The following is a 21,190-nucleotide window of genomic DNA, read 5'->3' on the forward strand; positions in this document are numbered from 1 at the left end:
CGCTGTTCTTTCACGCGAAGGCCAGGATCGCAAGGAGGCCGGCGAGCAGCAGCATGGCGCGGCGGTAAACCGTCAATCCCCGATCGATGTCGGCGGCAAGCGGATCGCGCGCACCTTGATTCAACCAGGGCTCGTTGGTGGTGCTGCCGTGATAGACCCGCGGACCGCTGAGCCGCACGCCGAGCGCACCCGCCATGGCGGCTTCCGGCCAGCCGGCATTGGGCGAACGATGACGGCGTGCGTCCCGCGTCATGCACGACAGCGCCTCGGATCGCCGTGGCGCCAGCAGCACGAACAGAAATCCGGTCAGCCGCGCCGGAATGAAATTGGCGACATCGTCGATGCGCGCCGCGGCCCAGCCGAAGGCTTCGTGCCGTTCGGAGCGATGGCCGATCATGGAGTCCAGCGTGTTGATCGCCTTGTAGCCCAAAATGCCGGGAAGACCGAACAGCGCGCCCCAGAACACCGGTGCGACGATGCCGTCGGAGGCATTCTCCGCGAGGCTCTCGATCGCCGCACGCGCGATCCCGGCCTCGTCGAGCGTCAGGGGATCGCGGCCAACGATGCGCGAGACCGCGTCTCGGGCGGCGGCGATGTCACCCGCTCGCATCGGGTTTGCGACGGCAGCAACGTGGTCGTGCAAGGAGCGCAGGGCGACCAGCGGCCAGGCGAGGACGCCGACCAGCACGATCTGGATCCAGCCCAAGGGAAGCAAGGACTGAAGCGTCCAGCCGAGCGCGACGGAGAGCGCGATCACCAGGAGCGCACCGGCGAGACCAGCGGCACGGCGAAATGCCGGCGGATCAGACGGTCGATTCCAGGCAGCGTCGATGGCAGAAATCAGCCAGCCCAGCCAGGTGACGGGATGGCCGATCCGCGCGAACAACCGCGACGGCCAGCCCAACAGGGCATCCACCGCCATCGCCACGACCATCGCACCGGCAAAACCCACGCACGCCTCCTGTCCCGCCCCTGTTGCGCAAACCCCAGCCGGAGCGCAAGCCCCCGGCCGGCGGATTTCGGCTTTGTCTTTGCCCAAGTTTGGTGATTAGTGCTGGCCGACAGGAGACTTCATGGCCGTCATTTTGATCACCGGCGGAGCACGGTCCGGCAAGAGCAAACGTGCGGAAACGCGCACGCGCGCCTTTCCCGGGCAGCCGGTCTATGTCGCAACGGCCGAGGCGCTCGATGCGGAAATGGAGACGCGTATTGCCATGCATCGCGCGCGCCGCGGAACCGACTGGATCGAACGCGAAGTGCCGCTCGATCTCGTCGAGTCGCTGCTCGCAACTGATGGCGGCGGCGCAAGGCTGGTCGACTGCCTGACGCTGTGGCTCTCCAACCTCATGCATGCGGAGCGCGACTGGGAGCGCGAGGTGAGCGAGCTCGCCGCCGCCCTGCTCCGCCTGAAGAGCCCCGTCGTCCTTGTCACCAATGAAGTCGGCCTCGGTATCGTGCCCGACAACGCGCTGGCGCGCAGCTTTCGCGACGCCGCCGGGATCATGAACCAGACCATCGCTGATGTCGCCGACGAGGTCGAGTTCGTCGTCGCCGGCCTGCCGATGAAACTGAAATGATGCCGCGCGCCGAGCTTCTGCGGGATCTCATCGCCGATCTCAGGATCGCGGCGTCCTTTGTCACGATCCTGCCGGTGGCATCGTCGGAGCCAGCCGGCGACGGCGCCATCGCGCGCGCGACCTGGGCGCTTCCCGTTGCGGGACTGGTGGTCGGCCTTGCCGGCGCTTTGGTTTATGCGATTTCCAGCCGGTTCGGACTGACATCGAGCCTCGCCGCCTTGCTCGCGCTGGCCGCGACCGCCCTCATCACCGGCGCGCTGCACGAGGACGGCCTTGCCGATACTGCCGACGGGCTCGGCGGCGGCCGCACGCGCGAGCGCAAGCTCGAGATCATGCGCGACAGCCGGATCGGCACCTATGGCGTCTGCGCGCTGATCCTGTCGTTCGGCCTGCGCTGGAGCGCGCTCGCGGCGATCGCCAATCCGTGGGCCGTCGCGCTCGCGCTGTGCGCTGCGCATACAGCGGCCCGCGCGGGCTTGCCGGCCTTCATGTCGCAGGTCGCGCCTGCGCGACCTGACGGCCTGTCGGCGAGCACCGGATCACCGCCGGGCCGCAGCATCGCGATCGCATTCGTTGTTGGAACCCTCGCGCTCACGCTCGCGCTTGGGCCGGGCAAGGCGCTGGTGAGCCTGATCCTGCTCTCCCTCGCCGGCCTGATGCTGGCGCGACTTGCCATCCGCCAGATTGGCGGGCAGACCGGCGACATCCTCGGCGCATTCGAGCAGACCGGCGAGATCCTGATCCTGCTGGTTGCCGCAGCTTTCCAGATCGGAGGGTGATGCGATGGTCGAATTCGACGACACCTTCCGTCAACACTTGCGCGAGCTGTTCGTGTGGCGCCGCGACGTGCGCCGCTTTCGGAGTGATCCGTTGCCGGCCGACGCCATCGATCGTCTGATCGAGACGGCCTGTCTCTCACCCTCGGTGGGCCTCAGCCAGCCCTGGCGCTTCGTCATCGTCGATGATGCCGCGCTACGCCGCGCCGTGATCGACGACTTCAAAACGTGCAACGCCGATGCGCTGAATGCCTACGCCGGTGAGCGCGCAGCGCGCTATGCCACACTGAAGCTGTCGGGTCTCGAACAGGCTCCCGGCCACCTCGCCGTGTTCGCGGACAAGGCCAGCGACGTCGGTCACGGCCTCGGCCGCGCGACAATGCCGGAGACGACGGAATATTCCGTGGTCGCGGCGATCACCGCGATGTGGCTCGCCGCGCGCGCCGAGGGCATCGGGCTTGGCTGGGTATCGATCCTCCATCCAGATCGCATCCATGCCATTCTCGACGTCCCGGACACCTGGAAGTTCATCGCCTATCTCTGCATTGGCTATCCGGAGGTCGAATGCGACCGGCCCGAGCTGGAACAGGCGAAGTGGGAGCAGCGGCGCGGCGCGGAAGAATTTACGTTGCGGCGTTAATCAGACCGCATCGCAGTCCATCGCCTGTCATTGCGAGCGCAGCGAAGCAATCCAGAATCTTGCCGCCGAAGCAGTCTGGATTGCTTCGTCGCAAGAGCTCCTCGCAAAGACGACGGAGAGAGCTTCAGCTACGACTTGCTCCTGCCGGCTACTGCCGCGACAGGCGCCGGACTTTCCTGCTTCTGGAACATCAACAACGGCCGGAAGATGACGCGGCCATAGGCCTCGTAATGGTTCTGGGTCGAGACAGCCATCTTCAACGGCGTCGCGTAATTCGCCTCGAACGTCATGAACGAGGCGTAGGTCCAGGAGAAGCCGATGCCGACCGAGCCCAACTCGGTGATCCCGGGGAACGTCGAATACACCGCACCCCAGTCGGTGAAGATGTAGGTGTCGAAACCCCTGAGCCATTGCGACCAATTGTAGTGCAGCTCGGCGTTGAAATAATAGCCGCTGTCACCGGATGCCGAGTTGGAGGGATAACCGCGCACGGTGGTGGGACCGCCGATCGAGAAGATCTGGTCGCCCGGCAGCAGCTTCTCCTGTGTGTACTGCCAGCTCGCCAGCACATTGGTGCTGAAATTTGCAGGCCCTGCGGCGCTGGTCGCGAACATCGAGCCGGTATAGGTGTTGAACGTGCGATTATTGCCGAGCACGTGGTCTTGCCACGTGATGTAGTTCACCGCCGGCGAGACCGTGATCGAATAGGTGTTGCCGGAATTGGTCACCGAGAGGCCCGCCGTGGCCTTGTCGTAATGATCCTGAGTCACGGCGACGGTGGCGAAGCGGCTGACCGTCTTGCCCTCGGTCTCCGCGGCGTTGAGCAGCACCAGCCAGTTCTGCGTCACCCAGACCGGCTGGCTGAAATTGACCGCGGCCTGGCTCGAGCGTCCGGTGACGTCGAGCGCGACGAACGGTCCCTGGATGATCTTGATCTTGCCTTCGGTATAGCTGACGCCGGCGCGGCCGCCCCAGGGATTGACCGGGATGCTGTAGGCGACATTGCCGTTGAGATTGCCGTCGGAACGAACGCCGTAGAAGGTCAGGCGGTCGTCGACGCCGAACAGGCCGTGGCGCTTGTAGAAGGCCCCACCCTCCCAACGCCCGGTGTTTTCCGCGCCCTGGTTGTCGGTGAAGAGCTGCAAGGTGTCGACCGGAGGCTCGATCACGGCGAACTGGAGATCGGTCAGGCCGAAGCTCGTGCCGGGCTGCAGCAGCGCCTTGATCTGCACGTCGTTGGTTCGGTTGAACCAGATCACGTCGCGATTGAGTTTGGGAACGTCGAGGACCTCGCCTTCGGGCTCCTTCACGCGCTGAAGGATGTATTCGGTGCGGGTCTGTTTGTTGCCCTCGATGGTCGTCTTCTGCAGCCGGCCTTCGGTCAGCTTGACGCGGACGATGCCGCCCTTGGCATCCTGCTCGGGCAGCGTCGCGATGCCCGTGACGATGCCGCGCTCGGTATAGATGGCGTTGATGTCGGCGACGAGCTGCAGCAGCGAGGCGATGTCGACGTTCGTGCCGACGTACTTCTTCGCGATCTCATCGAGCTCGGCCGGCGTGATGAACTTGGAGGCGTCGAACTCGACCTTGCGCAGGCGGAATTTCGGCCCGCCCGGCTTCAGGAGCTGGGACTTCTCCCGCTCGCCGCCAATCACCGCCGGCCCGTTGAGCTTGGGCGGCGCGCTCTGCTGTTCGAGCTGCCGGCGTTGCCGGTCGACGTCGTTCTGGATCACGCCGGGATTGATCGAGGGCACCTGCGCGCGCGCAGGAGCGATCCAGCTAGCTGCTAGCCCAATCCCTAACGCTGCCCCCCAAATCCGCATCCCGAGTCCCGTTACCATGCCTGTGCGAGACGGCCGATGGCCGGCTTCGTCGCCTCAATCGCCGCGTCCTTCCAGCCGGCGCGTCCCACGCGCTGACCCTGCCGGCGCAGCTTGCGCATGTCGCTCAGTCCCTCGATGTTGACGGCGGGACCAGAGCCGATGGTCTCGACCGGCCGCGGCGTCAGCAGCGCATCGAGCCGCGCCTTGCCGGAGAGACCGAGCAGGTAGAACGTCCCCCCGTCCTTCTTCGCGAGCCAGGTCTCGATGTTCTCGGTGCCCTCGCCGTCGACCGAGATGTTGCGCACCATGCTGGCGCCGGTGAAGTCGTTGCAGCAGGTGTGGGTCGGCCCGTAATTGGTGACGGTCGCGGAGACGTTGCCGGTGTAGAACACCACATAGGCGTTGCTAACATTGGCATTCCCGACCTGGCTCATCGTGAACACGCCACCCGGCTGGTAGAGTTGGAGCGACGGCCAGTTGGACGGCGCGGGCGTACGGTTGTTGAGCAGCACCTGCTGGGTTGCTGTGGTCAGCATCAACTGGCCTGGGACATAGCCGTTCAGGATCGCGACCGCGTGCGCATCAGTCCAGAAGTTCGCGTCCACCACCTTGAACTGGTTGATGATGATGCTGTCCGGATCGATCGAGATATTGGCCGAAGTCGCGACGCCGCCGTTATGGCCGGTGATGTTCATGATCAGCGGAACCGACGGGTTCGAGCGGACCTGCTCGCCCTTGACGTTGATGGTATCGGCGGCGAGATCGAGCTCCCTGACCACGCTGACCCAATCGATGGTCAGGTCGCCCGATGAAGTCAGCTTGATCACATTGCCGCTGACCCGGTCGAGCGAGACCGATCCGGCCACATCGAAATGCGTATCTCCGCTGGCCGAGATCGATCCGCCACGGAGCGAGCCGGTGTCGGACTTGACGTTGAGGTCGCCGGCGTCGCCCGGGATGCCTGTCGTGGTGAGCTGGCTGAAGACGATGTCGTTGACGGCGTGCAAGGTCTGTGTGCCGCCGCTGATGGCGGTGCCAACGGTAATCCCCCCGGCAGTCGCGGTGACGTCGAGTGTGCCGCCGGCCGTGAGGTTATCCCAATGGACCACGGTGCCGCTCAGGACCGCGGTGCCGGTCGTCGCCGTGAGGTTATGACCGGTGTTGCTGCCCGCCGCGATCAGCCTTGCCGAGCCGTGGGCGGAGACCGAGCCGAGCGTCGTCACGCCGCCCGACATCACCGTCTGCGCCAGGATGAAGCCGTTGTCCGCATTGACGTTGATGCCGCCGGCATCGCCGCTGTAGCCGGTGGACGTGAGCGACTTGAACGTCACGTTCTGGGTGGCATGGACCGTCTGCGAGCCGCTGCTGTCGGCGGTGCCGATGACGATGCTGCCGTTGTTCGCGACGGCGCTGAAGGTGCCGCTTGCGCCTGCATCCGTACCTGCCAGCACCTGGTCGAGCGTCAGGCCGCCGGTGCCGAGGATGTCCACGCTGCCCTTGACCGCCGAGAGCAGGCTCGCCTCGGTGTCGGTCAGAGACTTCAGATAGATGTCCCCGGCACTCGTGCTTGCCGACAGCCGCGCGGCACTGAGGATGAACCGGCTCGCCGCGGTGCCGATGCCGTTGGACGCGCTCAGCGAAACTTCGGCGCCCGAGCCGGCCGCGACGAATTTGGTCTGGCCGTCGCCATTGTCGATGATCGCTCCGAGCGAGGCAACGCCGCCAGCGGTGACGATGATCGAAGGCGCGTTCGAGGCCGCCGCATAGGACAGCGACGAATTCAGCTGGCCGATGGTCGCGTCGCCGGTGGTGGTCACGGAGATCACGCCGGCCCCGTTGATGGCGGAGTAAGCTCCCATCGACAGTGTCGCGGCTACCAGCGTCACCCCGCCGGCGCTGCTGGTCGCAACCACCGGCGCCGTGCCGGTGCCGGCCGCGAAGGTCATGCCACGGTTGGCGAGGAGCTGCATCAGGCCGCCGCTGGCGAGGTCGGCATTGATGGTGAGCGCGCCGCGCGCAACGTTCAGCGTCAGTGCGCCGCCGGATGTCAGCGTCCCATAGGCGCCGTTGGTGCCGATCACGAGATCGCCGGTGACCGCGAGGATGCTGAGATCGCCGACCGCCGAGCCGGTCACGGCGCCGGAGATATTCACCTGCACCGGCTGGAAGGTCGAGCCGTTGAAGCCGATGCTGCCGGCGGCGCGCAAATCGAGGTCGGTGCCGAGAATATGGATCGCGGTACGGTCCGTGAAGCCGGACTCGGCGTAGATGCTGCCGGTCGCCGCGAGCTGGATTGCATTCCCGGCAGCGATGTTGCCGAGGATGAGATCGCCGGTGGTCTGCTTCACATAGATGCCCTGCGCCGACGAGACCTGGTCGAGCTGGTCGTTGGCCGGGTCGGCGAAGGCGATCTGGATCGCGTTCGCGTTGGTCGCGGGATTGCTTCCGGCAGCGCCGGGGGCACCGACATTGCCGTGCTCGGCGATCAGAGTCAGATTGCCGATATCGCCGGAGATCACCGGCGTACCGGTCACGCCGGCGGCGGCGGTGATGCTGGTCACGGCGTCGAGCTTGACGTCCCCGCGGCCGGTCACCTCGATGCCGTTGGCCTGCGCGGCCGCGATCGGGCCGTAATTCGCGGTGATGCCGCCGAGCGTGAGGCTGTTCTTGCTGCCGAGATAGATGTTGGTCAGCGCCTTGGCCGAGATCGCGATCGGGTTGTCGACAACGACCAGGTTCTGCTGCGACAGGCTGACCGTATAGGTCACGACGTGGGTGGTCGGATCCGTGACCGCGCCGACGGTGAGCTGACCCGGACCGGCCGTCGCGAGCAATCCCCTCTGCGCCGGCGTCAGCGACGAGGAATCGACGCTGGTGAACGTGAACGTCTGAGGCGCTGCCGAATTGCCGACCGAGCCGTGCGGCGCGTAGAGCATGATCTGGTTGGCGCTGACATTGGCCACGACGTTCTCGTCGATCGGCGGCGGCGCCGCGCCGACGGCCGACGACGACACGGTGTAGGCGAGCTGGCTCTGCGTCCACTGCGCGCCCGCGGTGATGATGCCGTAGACCCGCTCGGTCGACGCGAGCGCATAGGCGTAGTTCGCATTGTAAGTGTTCAGCGCCGTTTGCAGCGCCGTATTGCTCGGTAGGCGCTGATTGGCTGTCGTTACGCCGTCGAACAGCTTCGTGAACAGCGTCGACGACAACGAACTGCCGAACACGGTCCCCAGCGGATCTGCCGGTGCCGTGCCGAGCAATGTCGTCAGTGACGTCTTGAGCTCGTCGGTCGTGATCTTGCCGAGCAGGAACTGGTCCCTCAGGAACCGCGTCGTGGCCTCGACCTTCATGTCCGTCGTCGAGACGTTTGCGGGATCGATGCCGAGCTTGGCCGCCACCTGCGCCCGCAGCACCGTCAATCCCACCGAAGTCGGGTTGTAGGTGCTGCCGTTCGCGAAGGCGATGTTCTTGAGCTGGAAGTAGTCGTTATAGGCCGACGTCACCATCGACTGGTAGCTGTTGACGGCGTTGGTGGCGGCGTTGCCGCTGAGCAGGTCGAGGCTGGTCCAGACGTCCTGGAGATGCTGGCTCTGCGCCTGGGTGAGACCAACCGCCCCCCTTCCGTTCAGGATGCTGGCCTGGTTGCCGTCCGAGCCGGCCGCCTCGAGGAACACCGGGCCGCCGCTCGACTGGACCGTGCCGAGACGCAGGTCGCCCTTGGACTGCACGATGTAGGTGCCGGTCGCCGATGCGCTGTCGAGAACCCCGCCGTCGACGGTGCCGCCGGCCTGCGTCGTGCCCGTCGCCTGGATCACCAGCGGATTGATATTGGTCAGGGTGCTCGCGCCGTTGATGACGGCGCTCGTCGCGCCGATCGCGCCGGCGGTGGAGTTGATCTCGACGTTCTTGCCGATCACGACGGGGTTGGCGACGTCGTAGGGCGAGGCCGAGTTGATGTCGCCGGTCGCCGAGATAAAGACGCTGCCCTGCGGCGTGCTTCCTGCCGAATTCACCTTCACCTGGTTGATCGAAAGCGAGCCGACGGCCGCGATCGCGATGTCGTGGTCGATCGAACTGGCCGTCAGGCTGCCGCCATAGACCTGCACCTGGACGGGAACACCATTCGCGCCGATCGTGCCGATGCCGCCATCCGCCGAGAGAATGACGCTCCGGCCCGATATCATCGGGTTATTCGCGTTCGTGCCGCTGGTGATAGCCGAATTGGCCCCCGTGGCGCTGACCGTCGTCGTGCCCGAGAGGTTGTTGATCGGACCGTTGACGACGATGCCGGAGTTGGACGTGACCAGAACCGTGCTGTTACCGCCGCCGCTGAACGAGATGTTGATCGGGTTCGACGCCTTGACCGTATTGGTCAGCGTCAAGGTCAGGTGATCATAGATATTCTGGTACCAATTGTATTGGTTGTCCGTGCCGCAGCACTTCTCGGGATGGGTGTTGCCGCCACCGGTGTGATAGGAACCGGTTGCGGTGACGACTTCCTGGAAGTTCGAGGTCTGTGGGCCAGTGCTGCCGCCGCCGCCCTGGGCCTGCTGCACGTCCGAAACCAGGCTGATGGTGCGGGTCCAGTTCTGCCCGGTCGCCGAGTTGGGCGTGTAGTGCCATCCGTAGTCGAACTGCGTCGAGCTGGTCGGACGATCCAGCGTAGCCGTATCGACCCACTGGTAGAACATGTTTGCCTTGGTCGCGTACTGGATGCCTGCCGTGCCGCTGAGGCCGGTCAGCATCGTGTCGGTATAGTGGCTCGCATTGACCCCGCTCGTTTGATACGTCGACACCTGCTGGCCGCCCGCAGCGGACGGATTGTAGACGTACCACGTCGTCTGCTGCTTGAGCTGATCGACGATCTCGATCACGCTCGGCGCGCTGACGCCGGTATTGATGGTGTTGGTGACGAGCTGCAGACCGGTCGTGTTGTTGACCGTGATCGAGCCGGCGCCACCTTTGACCGCGATCGTGCCTTGGGAGACACCGTCCTGGGTCGAGGTCGAGATGATCCTGCCGTTCAGATAGACGTAGCCGCCCGAGCCCTGCACCACGCCGTTCACGAGGATCTGGTCGGTGAGAGCGTTGTACTTCACGCCGATCTTGATGTCGCCGGCAGCTTCCGTCGTCGCAGACGCCGTGATGTCGTAATAGCTGCCATTCCGGGCGTTGACCTGAGCCTGGGCAAAGTCCGCGCCCGCATTGCGGCTCTTGAGGTCGTTGATGGCGGTCAACGTGGAGCCGCCGATATCGACCGAGTAATCGCTGCTCGTGCCGCTCTGGATGGTGCCGTTGATGTTGATGACCCCCGCCGAGATGATGATCGCCTTGCCGAAGATGAAGGGCGCGTTAGCCGGCGGGTTGGTCCCCGTGCTCGAGTTCGCGGCTGAGTTCGAAGACGCGGTCTTCGGCGTGATCACGTCGGGCTGGATATTGACGACCTGGAAGTAGGCAGAGCACCCCGCGCAATTGAACGGTGAGTAATACGTAGCCGTGTGGTTGGTGGTGGTGGTGTTGCCCTGTGCGTCTGTCGAGGTCGTGGTGTAATCGTAGGTCGAGTTGCTGTAGACGCCTTGCCCGGTATAGGTATTTCGCTCCCACGGCGCGGTGGAGATGGTCTGAGCCGTCGGGCCCTCCATGATCGCGAGCGTAGCAGCGTTAGGCACGCCGCCGACGTTCGGGTTACCGGCGCCGGGCGCACCCTGGCCCATCGGCAGGAAGATCGCCGAATAGAGCGACAGGCCGTCGTAATACAGATCCAGCATGCGCGCGGTGAAGATGGTGCTGTTGCTCGCCGTTTGCTGAACGCCGTTATTGCCGTCGACGCAGCAATAGTAGGAATACGGGTGACCGCCGCCCGCGCCGATATGCGGGCTGTTCGCGTAATCGCCATAGGCGCCGAGATAGGTCGCCGCCGCCATCACCGCCGTCAGCGTGTCGTTATCACCCGGCTTGAATTCGACACCCGACCATTGCGAGAGAACATCGTGGTTGGAGGTGTAGAAGCTGCCGATGCCGCCGAGGAAGACGAACGAGCCGTTGGGCGCCACCATCTGGACAGTCGCGGCGTTGAGCGACTGCGACGCGACGATGCTGCCGAGATTGTTGGTGATCTTGAGCAGGCCGTTCTCGTTGTTGACGACGCCGTCGAAATAGATGTCGGGCGTGCGGGTCAGCTGGTTGCCGTTCTGGTCGACGCCGAGTCCGCTGGAGGGATCCAGGCGGTTGTAGGTGGCCGAGATGTCGATGATCGGCGTCGCGCTCGGCGTGGCGGTGAAGGTCACATTGGAGTGCGAATCCGGGTCGACATGGTCGATCTGGCGATAGGTGATGTTTCCTCCGGTGATATTGGTGACCGTGAGGTTGGCCAGGTCCATGAAGTCGAGACCCCTGTTCTCGATCTTGATCATCGGCGAACTGCGCGCGATGACCGCCGGCGCAATCGGATTCGTGCCGCTGTTTCCGGTCAGCTTCTGCGCCAGGATCGAGACGTTGCCGGCGGACACCAGCATATCGCCGAACGCGAAGGCGTTGCCGGCGGCATCGGAGGTATACGGTGCCTGCTGGATCAACGCGTTGATCTGGCGCTGGAAGTCGCCGGTCGGATCGGTGCCTGACGGCGACATCGTGGCAGGCGCGGCAGGCGTCGCCGCCGCGAGCTGCGAGCGGATCTGCGTCTCGGTCAGGCCGGTCAGCGTGGCGAGCTGGTTGACGACGCTCTGGTAGGGATTGAAGCCGCCGACGATGGTGTACTGGACCACCTGGTGGTTCCAGCTCATCATCGGGTTGAAGTGATCGACGTCGGCGACATATTCGAGGGTGGGCGTCGACGAACCGCCGGACAGCAGTGACGAGTAAGGACTCGTCGTGCTCGCGGTCGGTGCGCCCGCACCAACGTCGATCGTAATGGTGATATCGTTGTTGATGCCCGCTACCACCAGGCCATTGAGTGCGACGTCGCCGGTTCCGCTGGTATGGCTGTGGTTGTCGCTGTTCTTGGCGCTGAAGATGTCCAGATACGGATTGTAGTTGCTGCCGTTGCCGGAGGCGGTGACCTGTCCCTGGGTCGCTCCCAGGGAAATGTTCTGGACGCCGAGCACGGTCGAGATGTTGGCGAGCGTCAGGCTCGTGGTGTCATCGGCATTGGCCGTGCCGCGGTAGAGCGTGGAGATCGGAATCGCGGTGTTGTTGTAGACGACCGTCGTCGCGGTAGCCTGAACGCTGCTGAAGATGATGGTGTCGCCCGACATGCCGGCATAGATGTTGATCTGGCCCCAGGCCTCGACCTTGGCGTTGTTGCCGACGTTGACGGCCTGGTTGGCGTGAACCCAGCTGTTGGTGCTGGCGCCGACGCCGGCGATCGCGCCGTAGAGACTGGCATTGGCGTTGTTGGACGCCGCCATCTTCGCAGCCGTGCCGATATAGATCTTGCCGGCGCTGAAGAGTTCGCGGGCATTGATGTTGACCGCGAGCGTGGCGTTCGCCGTCATGTTGGATTCGGCGCCGCCGCCGGCGAAGAACGCGGCTGTGGCCAGGCTCGCCGTGTCGTTGGTATTGAGCGTGTTGTAGGCCTCGATGTTGATCACCGCCGCCGATGTCCGCGGATCGCCGTTGAGGCTCAGCACCGTCCCGGCGCCGATATTGGTGGTGACGGTCTGGGTGACATGCGTGTTGCTCAGTGCCGCAGCACCCGCGAACACGCCACCGGAGCCCGACCGCGCGCCGCCACCAGCCTGGTTGACGATGTCGTTGGCGATGACGACCATGTCGCCGCCGGCCGAGTTGATGATCAGATGAGGTCCAATGTCGACGGTGGTGGTCGCGTTGACGTCGTTCTGCGCGCTGCCTCCGGAGACGCCGGCCGTGGACGCCTGGTACGCATCGCCGCTGGCGGCATAGTTCGTGGTGTGCTTGGCCTGGATGTTGAGGCCGCCGAAGAACAGCGTGTCATCCGTTGCGCCGCCGTCGAACCGCGCATTGGTCACCGCGGTCGAGCTGGTCGTTGCGACCGCGGCAGCGCCGGCATAAGTGCCACCCGCGCCAACGGTCGCGTTGGAGACGTTGATGTCCTTGCCGGTCGCCGTGATCTGGAGGATGCCGGTGTAGTCGGCGTGATTCAGATGGGTCGCGTCCATATCGTCGGGGGCGCCCAGATAAGCGTAAGTGTGCGCGCTCGACGACGTCTGGGCGACCGTCGCACCCACTGCCAGGAAGCCGGTCGAAAGGCCGGTTGCCTGGGCGTATTGGCTGCTGTCGTTCTGGGCCGTGATGACCACGTCGGCGTTGGGAAGCGTAATCCCGGTGCCGCCATACGCGCTCACCGTCGCGTTCTCGGACGCCCTGGCGTAGCTGCCCTGTGCACCGATCAGCGAGCCACCGCCGCCAGCGAGCGACCAGGCGTAGGTCGTCGTGCCGCTCGTCGGAACCAGCGCCATCGCGGTCACGGCGAGCGCACCGCCCGAGAAGCTGGTGTTGTCGCCGACATCGGCCGTGACGGTGGCCGTCACCATCGATTCCGCGACCGACACGCCGATGGCGCCGCCGCCGACCGCGACGCCAATCGCTTTGCTCGAAAGATTGGGGGTGAGCGATGCCGAGACCAGCGTGCCGACGCCGGTCGCGGAGGTGGTGATCGATGCGCTGGAACCGATCTCGGCCAGAACAGTCGAATTTTCCTTTGCCGTCGCGACTGCGCCGTCACCGGCGACGATGCCCCCCGCGACCGCGGTCGCGGACGCCGACATTGCGCCGGCCTCGCCTGCGCCAACCGCAAGGGTCGAGCTGTTCACCGTCGCGTTCGACAGCACCTTTGCCGCGACTGAACTGGATCGTCCCGTGGTGGCGATCGATACCCCGATGGCCGCAAGGCCGCCGGTGCCGCCGCCCGCGGTCACGCTCTGGGTCGAGCTGTCCATCGCCATGACGGCGACGCCGGTGCCGCCCGTGCCGGTGACGGAGCCGCCGAGCTGGGCTGTCACGGTGTTGGCGACGTTGCCGACAGCGACGGCCGCGTCCGCGCCGAAGTAGAGCGCTGCACCGCCGGCGATCGCCTCGCTGTCGACGGTCTTGCCCGAATAAGGTCCGGTGTCGGCATCCTTGACCCGCGCGGCGACCGTCACGGAAGGCGCCGCAACGATCGCGCTCAGATTGGCGAGCACGCTGCTGTTGACGCTGGTGTAGCCGATGCCGGCGCCGATCCCGAGATTCTTGGCAAAGCCGGCGCCGAGCAGGAACATCTTGGTCGCGTTGGCGCTGGTGGCGGCGACGTTGACCTGCGTGCCGGTGACGTTGCCGCCCGCGATCTGGGCGGTGACGCCGTCATTGCCGCCCGTCAAAACGGTGCTGACGTCGTAGGTCGAGTTTGCGTTGGCGTTGCCTGGATTGCCCGATGTGCCGCTCGCGACCGCGTCGCTGCCGTGCGAGGAATTGGTGCCCGCGTTCACCGACGCGAGGGTGCCGTTGTTGCCCTGGTTGAGCTGGCCGGTCTGCTCGCCCTGCGTATCCGGATCGGCGGTGTTGGTGCCGACGATGATGACGCCGACGGTTGCGCCGATGCCGACGCTGCCGCCGATGCCGGCGGTGACTGCGTAGGACAACACTTCCTTGGTGCTGAGCGCGCCGACATTGATCGCGCCGGACGAACTGAGGTTGCTGTTGCGGCTTTCCGCAATGGTCTGGCTCTTGAAGACGATGACGTTGGCCGCCGCGCCAACGCCAACGCCGGATCCGCTGGCGGCAATCGAGAGCGCGCCGGCAATCTCCTTGATCGCGACGTCTTCGGTGGCGTTGATGGTGACCGCGCCGGCCGCGCCGCCCGTGGGCGATTGCAGCGTGGTGTCGTAGATGCCCGCGATGGTGGTGTTGTTGGCGATCTCGATATTGGCCATGCCGGCGATCGCCGCCGTGCCGGTCGAAAGCGCCCCGCCGATCGAATAGGCCTGGAAGCGGTTCTTCGTCGTTGCCTCGACATCGAGCGCGCCGCTCAAATTGACCGCGGTCGTGTGCGCCGCACCGTTGCCCTGGTAGTGGAACTCGTCGCCGACATAGGCCTCCGTCCGGTTCGCCGAGACCTGAACCAGGAACGCCGCGCCGATCGCGGCCTGGCTGCCATACGCGCCCGAGCCGTTCGCCGACGCGATACCTGTGGCGTCGTAGGCGTTGACCGTGAGCGACGACGCCGTGAGGGAGCCGCCGTCGACATAGGCCTCGGTAGTCGCGACGAAGACGTTCAGCCCGACCGAGCCGGTGCCGAAACCGACCGCGATCGATGACGCGTCCTGCTCGGCATTGGCTTTCACGGTGACGGCGCCCACCGTTGCGCTCGTCGACTGCACGCCGCCAACGGTCGCATTGGTGGTGTACGCCTCGGTGTCACGCGACATCGTCGTGCTGAGAATGGTCGCGCCGCCGCCCCCGCTCCCGGTTGGCGGCACCACGCCGGCGCCGAACGCGCCCGAATAGGAGAAGCTGCTGGCGGCCACGTCGATCTGCGGGTCCAGCGTCGAACTTGCCAGCCGCGTGTCGATCGCCGCGCCGTCGATATAGGCCTTGGTGGATCCGCTCATCACATTGGTGATCGGATTGATCATGATGGAAATGCCCGAGCCCGCAGACAGGGTGGCGACGTTGGTGACGACGGCCTGGTGCGAGCTGGCGACGACGGCGAGGCCGCGTACACTCTCCTGAGTCTCGCTCAGATCGGGCGTGGTGTCGGTGGGCGCGCTGAAGCCGCCGAGATCGATCGCGTGCGCGAGCGTGCCGCTGTTGACCGAAAGCACGTCGCTCGTGCTGGTTCCGCGCGCATCCACTTTGGTTGTCGTCCCGCTGATATAGGCCGCGGTGGTGCCGGTGATCTTGTTCGTGACCATCGAGCCCGCGCCGCCGGCCGCGCCCTTGCTGATGGACACGGCGCCGGCGAAAACACCCGCTTTGTCATTATTGCCGGCAAGCACGGCAACGTTGTTGTTCGCGATGACGTCGGCCCCGCTGGCAATGCTGGCGGTGACGTTGGTTCCCATCAGATTGGTAGCGACCGAACCTGCAAGGCCGATCTGCGAAGAAATCGCGATACCCACGGCAACTGTCGAGATGCTGGCGTTCGAGTTCGCGTTGACGGCGACACTGCCCGAGGCGGTCAGCTTGGAGCCGGTGACACCGGCGCTGACATTATTGGCAATGCTGCTGTAGACGAGCGCCAGGCCCGCGGCGCTGCCTTGCGTCGAGCCACCAGCGACGGCGGCGGCTCCGGTGATGCTGGAATTCTCGGTCGCGGTGACGGAGATGTTGGAGGCCGTCACGGTCGATTGCGTCGTGTCGGACTGGTTGTTGCCGATAGCCGCCGAAACGGTATTGGCGATCGAGCTGATCGTCATGCCGCCGACGCCGGCAAACTGGCCGCTCGCCAGACCGAACCCGATCGTGACCGACTGGATCTTCGTGGTGTCGACCGCATTTACGCTGACTGTGCCGAGGGCCGACATCCGGACGTTGGCGATATAGGCCGAATGCGTCGTCGCGATGGTGTCATACACCATCGAAGCGCCGACATTGTTCTTGCCGGCCTGGATGGTGCCCGCAACGGAGACGATGCCGGCGCCCGGACCGTTACCCGCGCCGCCGTTGAGCGCCGCCGCGCTGAAATCTATGCAATTCGCCGTGCCGTTTCCGGCGGCGGCCGTGCACGTGTCCGATGCGAGATGACCGCTGTTCGACTTCTTGACCAGATTTCCGAGCGCCGTATCGAGGTCCGACACAGCGCCACTGTCCGCCAGCACCGTCACGCGCCCGACATTGATGTTCACCGTCGCGCTGCTGCTGATATACGCCGTCGTCGTGGGCGTAATCTCGTCGACGACGATTGCCCCGGCAAGTCCGTTGGCGTTGCTCCCTGCCCCGCCCGAGGCCGCACCCGCCGCAATCACGCTGGCGCTGTCGGCCAGCACCAGCAGGCTGTCATAGTTCGAGATCGACGTATTGCGGATATGCGCGTCGGTGGCATTACCGCCCGAGGGATCGGCAATCGACGCATAGGTCAGCGCGATGCCGACACCGGCCTTGCCGCCCGACAGATAGAGCGAACCGCCGCCGATCGCGATGTTTGTGGTCTGATAGGCATCGACCTCGATCGCGCGGTTGGTCCCCGTCGCGAAGCCTGTGATCGTCGAGTTCTCGATATAGGCATTAGCACTGTCCGTGACGATGCCGACAGATTCCGACAGAGCGAGCGCATTGGCTGACGTTCCGCCGGCCACGCCGAGGGCGACGACGGTTTCCGACCCGCCATTAAGTGCCTGCACCGTCACAGACATCTGGTTCTGCATCGTGGTGCCGGAGATATAGGCGAGCGTGGCATTGTTGGACATCGCAGCCGCGATAGCGGCGCCGATCGCGGCTCCCTGAGACGACCCGCCCGACATGTTGGCCGCGGCGGAGCCGGAGCCGTTGCTGAGGATCGTGTCGTTGAGCGCCTGCACGATCGTATTCGTGTTCACCGCGGTCGCCGTGGTGAATTTGTTGACCGACGTATTCTTTATATAAGCACTGGTCCCGAGCGAGACGTCGCTCACGGACGAACTGCCCGCAAGGTCCATGGTGAAGCCGCTCGTGCTCGATCCCGAGCCCGAGCTGATCTTGTTTGCAGCCAGCGCAATCCCAGCCGGCCCGCCAGTCGCGGCGGCACCGGCGGCGTTCGCCTTGTCGGCGAAGCTGGACAATGACGGCTCGCTAATCGAAGCCGCGACGGCCGCGGACGTGATTCGGCCAGAGGTGGTGGCGCTGATCGTGAGGTTGTCGGCGTTGACCGAGCCGCTTCCGCCGCCGTTGCCGGCAAACGGATCGTTGCTGCTGAACGGACCGGGCCGGATGTCGGAATGGTTGTCGCCGATATAGGCGGACGTATCCATATTCGCGCCCAGATAGGCAACGGACAATCCAACCGCCGAACCGCCGCCGACATTGGCCGCGCCTGCGATCGTCACGACCGAGAGATCCTGCTGCGCCAGGACGTTGAGCGTCGGAGAAAAGACGCTGGCCTGGCTGGAGATCGAGGCGTGCGTCGTGTTGTTGAGGAAGCCGAGCGAGGTGATGCCGTTCAGAGCCAGCGCGCCGCCGGCCTTTCCGGACGACGGCGCGACCGCGACGAACTGATCCGAGGTGATCGCGTTGACGGCGATATCGTCCGCCGCCCGCAGCGATGCACTCTCCGAAACGCCGGCGATCGTGCTGGTGTTGAACTGGACGAAATTGAGCGATCCGCCCACCGAGGAGCCGCCGGAGGTGTTGCCGGGCAGGAAGCCGAGTGTACCGACATTGCCGGCGGCGTCGATCGACGCCGTCGTCGTCGTCGCCGCGATCTGGATGCTGGCGTCGTAAGTGTGGACGTCCCCGTTGTTCGCCGTCGCGGACCAGCTGCTGCCGCAAGCCGCCGTGCATGTCGCGGTCAGGCTGGCGCCGCTGGCCACCCACGCCGTCGTATCGTTGTTCACGACGAAATGGTTCACCGAGCCGGCCACGGCGGCGGTATCGCCCGCGTCGGCCGTGGCGTTGGCATAGCTGGTCAGGATGTTGCCGCCGACGCCGAGATTGCCGTTGAGGTGGCTGAGAACCTCGGTCAATCCGTCCCACTTCAGCCAGGTATTGGTGATCGGCATCCAGGTGCTGGCGTCGACAGCGATGTTGGCCGCATTGATCACGGTACCGCCGCCGACATAGGCGTTCGAATTGTGATTGAAGTTGCCCCATGCGACCGCGGCGCTGATCGCGACCCCCTCGCCGCTCGTCGGGTCCGAGGCGATCGCGGAAGCCGTGGCGTTGCTGCGCACGCCGCGGTCGACGAGGGTGCTGACGACGGCGACGTTGCCACTGACATAGAGGTTCGGTGCGCCGCCGCTCGGATTCTGGCCGATCGACGCGGTGGCGTTTTCGGTGCTGTTGGCCAGCGACAGCGCGGCGGCGGCCTTCAAATTGAAATTCACCGGCATCAGCGGGATCATATGCTGAGCGATGATCGAACCCGGGCTGGCCGTGGAGACCATGAAATCCTGGATCGCGCCGATCACGGCCGGTGTACCGACGATGGTCGAAGCCATGGTCGAGTTGCTCGTGGTGTTCGACGTCGCCTCGACCATCACAGAGCCGTTCATCCGGGACGACGTGCTGGTGCCCAGGGACGCGCCAAGCTTTGCGGTGGCCGACGTGGTGACGTCGCTGATGGCGAGCGCCCCGCCGATGCCGCCGCTCGCGTTTGGCGTGCTCAGCCCGACCGCGGTGGCACTGGTCGCGAACGAGTTGTTGTTGATCGCACGCACCGTCAGCGCGTTGCCGGATGCAATCACGTTACCGACGGAAAGGTTCGCGCCGGTCGCGACATTGGCGGTGGTCGAGACCGAGCCGGTGGAATAGGCAACTGTCGCGACGAACTGCGCGCTGGACGTCGCCGCGACCGCAGTCACGTTCAGCGTGGCGTCGTTGATGGCGTGGATGTTGAGGTTGCCGCCCGCGCTGATCGTGGCGCCGGAGGCCACGTTGGTGGTGACGTTGCCGTCGAGCTTGCCGACGACGGCGGCGGCTCCGATCGGCGAGCCGCCGAGCAAGGTGCTCGCCAGCGCCGGATCCTGCGCCGTTTCCGAACCGTGCGACTTGATGTCGACGTTGCCGATGCCGTTGATGTTGGCGTGGCTGTTGATGTTGACCGTCGCCGTGGCGCTCGCGGCCACATAGCCGCCGTTGAGGCCGAGCAGCGAGGCTGCAAGCGTGGTGCCGACCAGCGTGAAGAGGCCGGGCACCGAGCTGGTGAAGCTCGATGTCGCCGTCGAGGTCGCACCAATCGAGATGTCGCCGCCGGTGATCTGGCCGTCGATGGTGATTCCTGTGGTCGCGGTGGCCTGGCCCGAGAGCTTGGTATCAGTCGCCGTCGCGGTCAACGTGACACTGCCGCTGGCGTAGTTCGTTCCACCAACATTGATCGCCTGGGCGAGAATCTTCGCTCCGTTGACGATGCTGATGGTCGGCGCGTCGATCTCGACATTGATGGCGTTGCCGACGGAATGAGTCTTGGTGGCGTCGAGGTTGCGGGCATCGATCACCGCATGCGCCGCCAGTGTGACCGAATTGTCGGCCTGAACCAGATAGGTGCCACCAGCGCTGAGCGCCGCGATGGCGTTGGCGACGGACGTGTTGCCGAGGGTTACGCCGACGTCGCCCTGGCTGGCGTCGCCGATCACCACATCGGTTGGGTCGATCAGCAGCGTGCCGGCCCGGCCGTTCGGTGCGGCAAGGTTGATCGTAACGCCGGTGCCGACGTCGATGACGCCGTTTCCGCTCAGCTCGACCAGGCCCGCATTGCCGGTTTTCGAGCTGGCATCGATCTTCGCGCCGGTCTTCACCGTCACGTCGTTGCCGGCCTTGACGAGGACGCCGCCGGCATCCGCAGTCCTGCTCGCCGTGCTCAAGCGCGCATTCTTGCCGAGTTCGGCCTGGTTGCCGGCCACGACCGTGATATTGCTCGGCGTCGTGGTCCTGCTGCGCGCGGTCAGCCGTCCGTTGACGCTGGCGCTGTTGACGGCGCCGATGTGAATGGAGCCGTTGCGCACGGAAATCGCGGCAGCGCTCCGCAGCCCCTTGGAATTGACCGAGGCCGCGAACTTCGCGGCATGATCGAGATTGGCAATGTCGCGTTGGCTCGCGCCACCGACAAGGACGTTCTGCCCGGTCAGGCGCACGCCATCGATGGCATTGACCCGGCCGTAGATCCGGATGTTGCCGTCCGGCGAGACTGGGAACGAGCCCGCCATCAGATTGGCGACGGCCGATCCGTTGATCTGCCCCTGCGCGCCGATCAGGCTGTCGGTGAACTCGCGCGTCGGCGTCGAGACGTTGAGGCTGCCGACATTGACCGTGCCGCTGCGGCCGACCACGAAACCCTTGGGATCGGCGAAATAGACGTTACCGCCGATCGCGCCATTCATGTAGGAGTTCAGCGTGCCGTTGACGTAGACCGGTGCGTCGCGAACGATGTTGACGAGATTTTGCGTGCCGGTCGGCAACTGCAGATTAACCGTGTTGCCCTGCCCGACGCTGAACTGCGAGAACGAGTTGAAGGCACTGGTGCCGGAGACGGTCGACGTCGTGACGTTGGTCACGCTGCCAGACGTCTGAAGGCTGGTCCCGGTGCGGCCGTCCGGCGTGATCACGTTCGCCGGCTGCGCCTGCAGGCGGACGCTGAACACCGGCAGGAAGACCATCTGCATCGCGCAGAGCAGTGACATCGAGCGGAAACGCGCGAGCCCCCGCAGCGTCAGCTCGTCATTGTCTCGCCTTGCAGATGGTCGGCGCATTTCAGATCCTCTTCATCGGCACTGGGGCCGATCCACA

Annotated in this window: 6 protein-coding genes; 3 read left to right on the top strand and 3 right to left on the bottom strand. The window is 65.3% G+C overall.

Annotated elements, in window-relative coordinates; genetic code table 11:
* Window positions 1–10 precede the first annotated feature (10 nt).
* Window positions 11–952, bottom strand: coding sequence for an adenosylcobinamide-phosphate synthase CbiB (gene cbiB, locus IVB40_RS23870; protein WP_247816518.1), 942 nt, complete (start codon window positions 950–952; stop codon window positions 11–13).
* Between the two features lie 121 nt (window positions 953–1,073).
* On the opposite strand from cbiB, the gene cobU reads away from it, so the two are divergent.
* The 3 genes from cobU to bluB are packed head-to-tail and all read left to right on the top strand — an operon-like array spanning window position 1,074 to window position 2,993.
* A complete protein-coding gene (gene cobU / locus IVB40_RS23875) occupies window positions 1,074–1,577 on the top strand; it encodes a bifunctional adenosylcobinamide kinase/adenosylcobinamide-phosphate guanylyltransferase (protein ID WP_247816519.1) in 504 nt (167 codons plus the stop codon).
* Complete coding sequence (cobS, locus tag IVB40_RS23880; RefSeq protein WP_247816520.1) at window positions 1,574–2,356, top strand: adenosylcobinamide-GDP ribazoletransferase; 783 nt, start codon at window positions 1,574–1,576, stop codon at window positions 2,354–2,356. The genes cobU and cobS overlap by 4 nt, the downstream gene beginning before the upstream one ends.
* A 4-nt stretch (window positions 2,357–2,360) precedes the next feature.
* On the top strand, window positions 2,361–2,993 hold the full coding sequence (gene bluB / locus IVB40_RS23885; RefSeq protein WP_247816521.1) for a 5,6-dimethylbenzimidazole synthase: 633 nt from the start codon (window positions 2,361–2,363) through the stop codon (window positions 2,991–2,993).
* A 128-nt stretch (window positions 2,994–3,121) separates the two neighbouring features.
* Here the strand turns inward: bluB and IVB40_RS23890 are convergent, their stop codons facing one another.
* A complete protein-coding gene (locus IVB40_RS23890) occupies window positions 3,122–4,816 on the bottom strand; it encodes a ShlB/FhaC/HecB family hemolysin secretion/activation protein (RefSeq protein ID WP_247816522.1) in 1,695 nt (564 codons plus the stop codon).
* 11 nt (window positions 4,817–4,827) lie between these two features.
* On the bottom strand, window positions 4,828–21,153 hold the full coding sequence (locus IVB40_RS23895) for a leukotoxin LktA family filamentous adhesin (RefSeq protein WP_247816523.1): 16,326 nt from the start codon (window positions 21,151–21,153) through the stop codon (window positions 4,828–4,830).
* Between the last annotated feature and the right edge of the window lie 37 nt (window positions 21,154–21,190).

Origin of the sequence: Bradyrhizobium sp. 40 (assembly GCF_023100925.1) — a bacterium.
Classification (GTDB): domain Bacteria; phylum Pseudomonadota; class Alphaproteobacteria; order Rhizobiales; family Xanthobacteraceae; genus Bradyrhizobium.

Bases quoted from the DNA above. Each gene is read 5' to 3' on its own strand.
- cobU (WP_247816519.1), top strand. From the start codon at position 1,074: ATGGCCGTCATTTTGATCACCGGCGGAGCACGGTCCGGCAAGAGCAAA.
- cobS (WP_247816520.1), top strand. From the start codon at position 1,574: ATGATGCCGCGCGCCGAGCTTCTGCGGGATCTCATCGCCGATCTCAGG.
- bluB (WP_247816521.1), top strand. From the start codon at position 2,361: ATGGTCGAATTCGACGACACCTTCCGTCAACACTTGCGCGAGCTGTTC.
- IVB40_RS23890 (WP_247816522.1), bottom strand. From the start codon at position 4,816: ATGCGGATTTGGGGGGCAGCGTTAGGGATTGGGCTAGCAGCTAGCTGG.
- IVB40_RS23895 (WP_247816523.1), bottom strand. From the start codon at position 21,153: ATGCGCCGACCATCTGCAAGGCGAGACAATGACGAGCTGACGCTGCGG.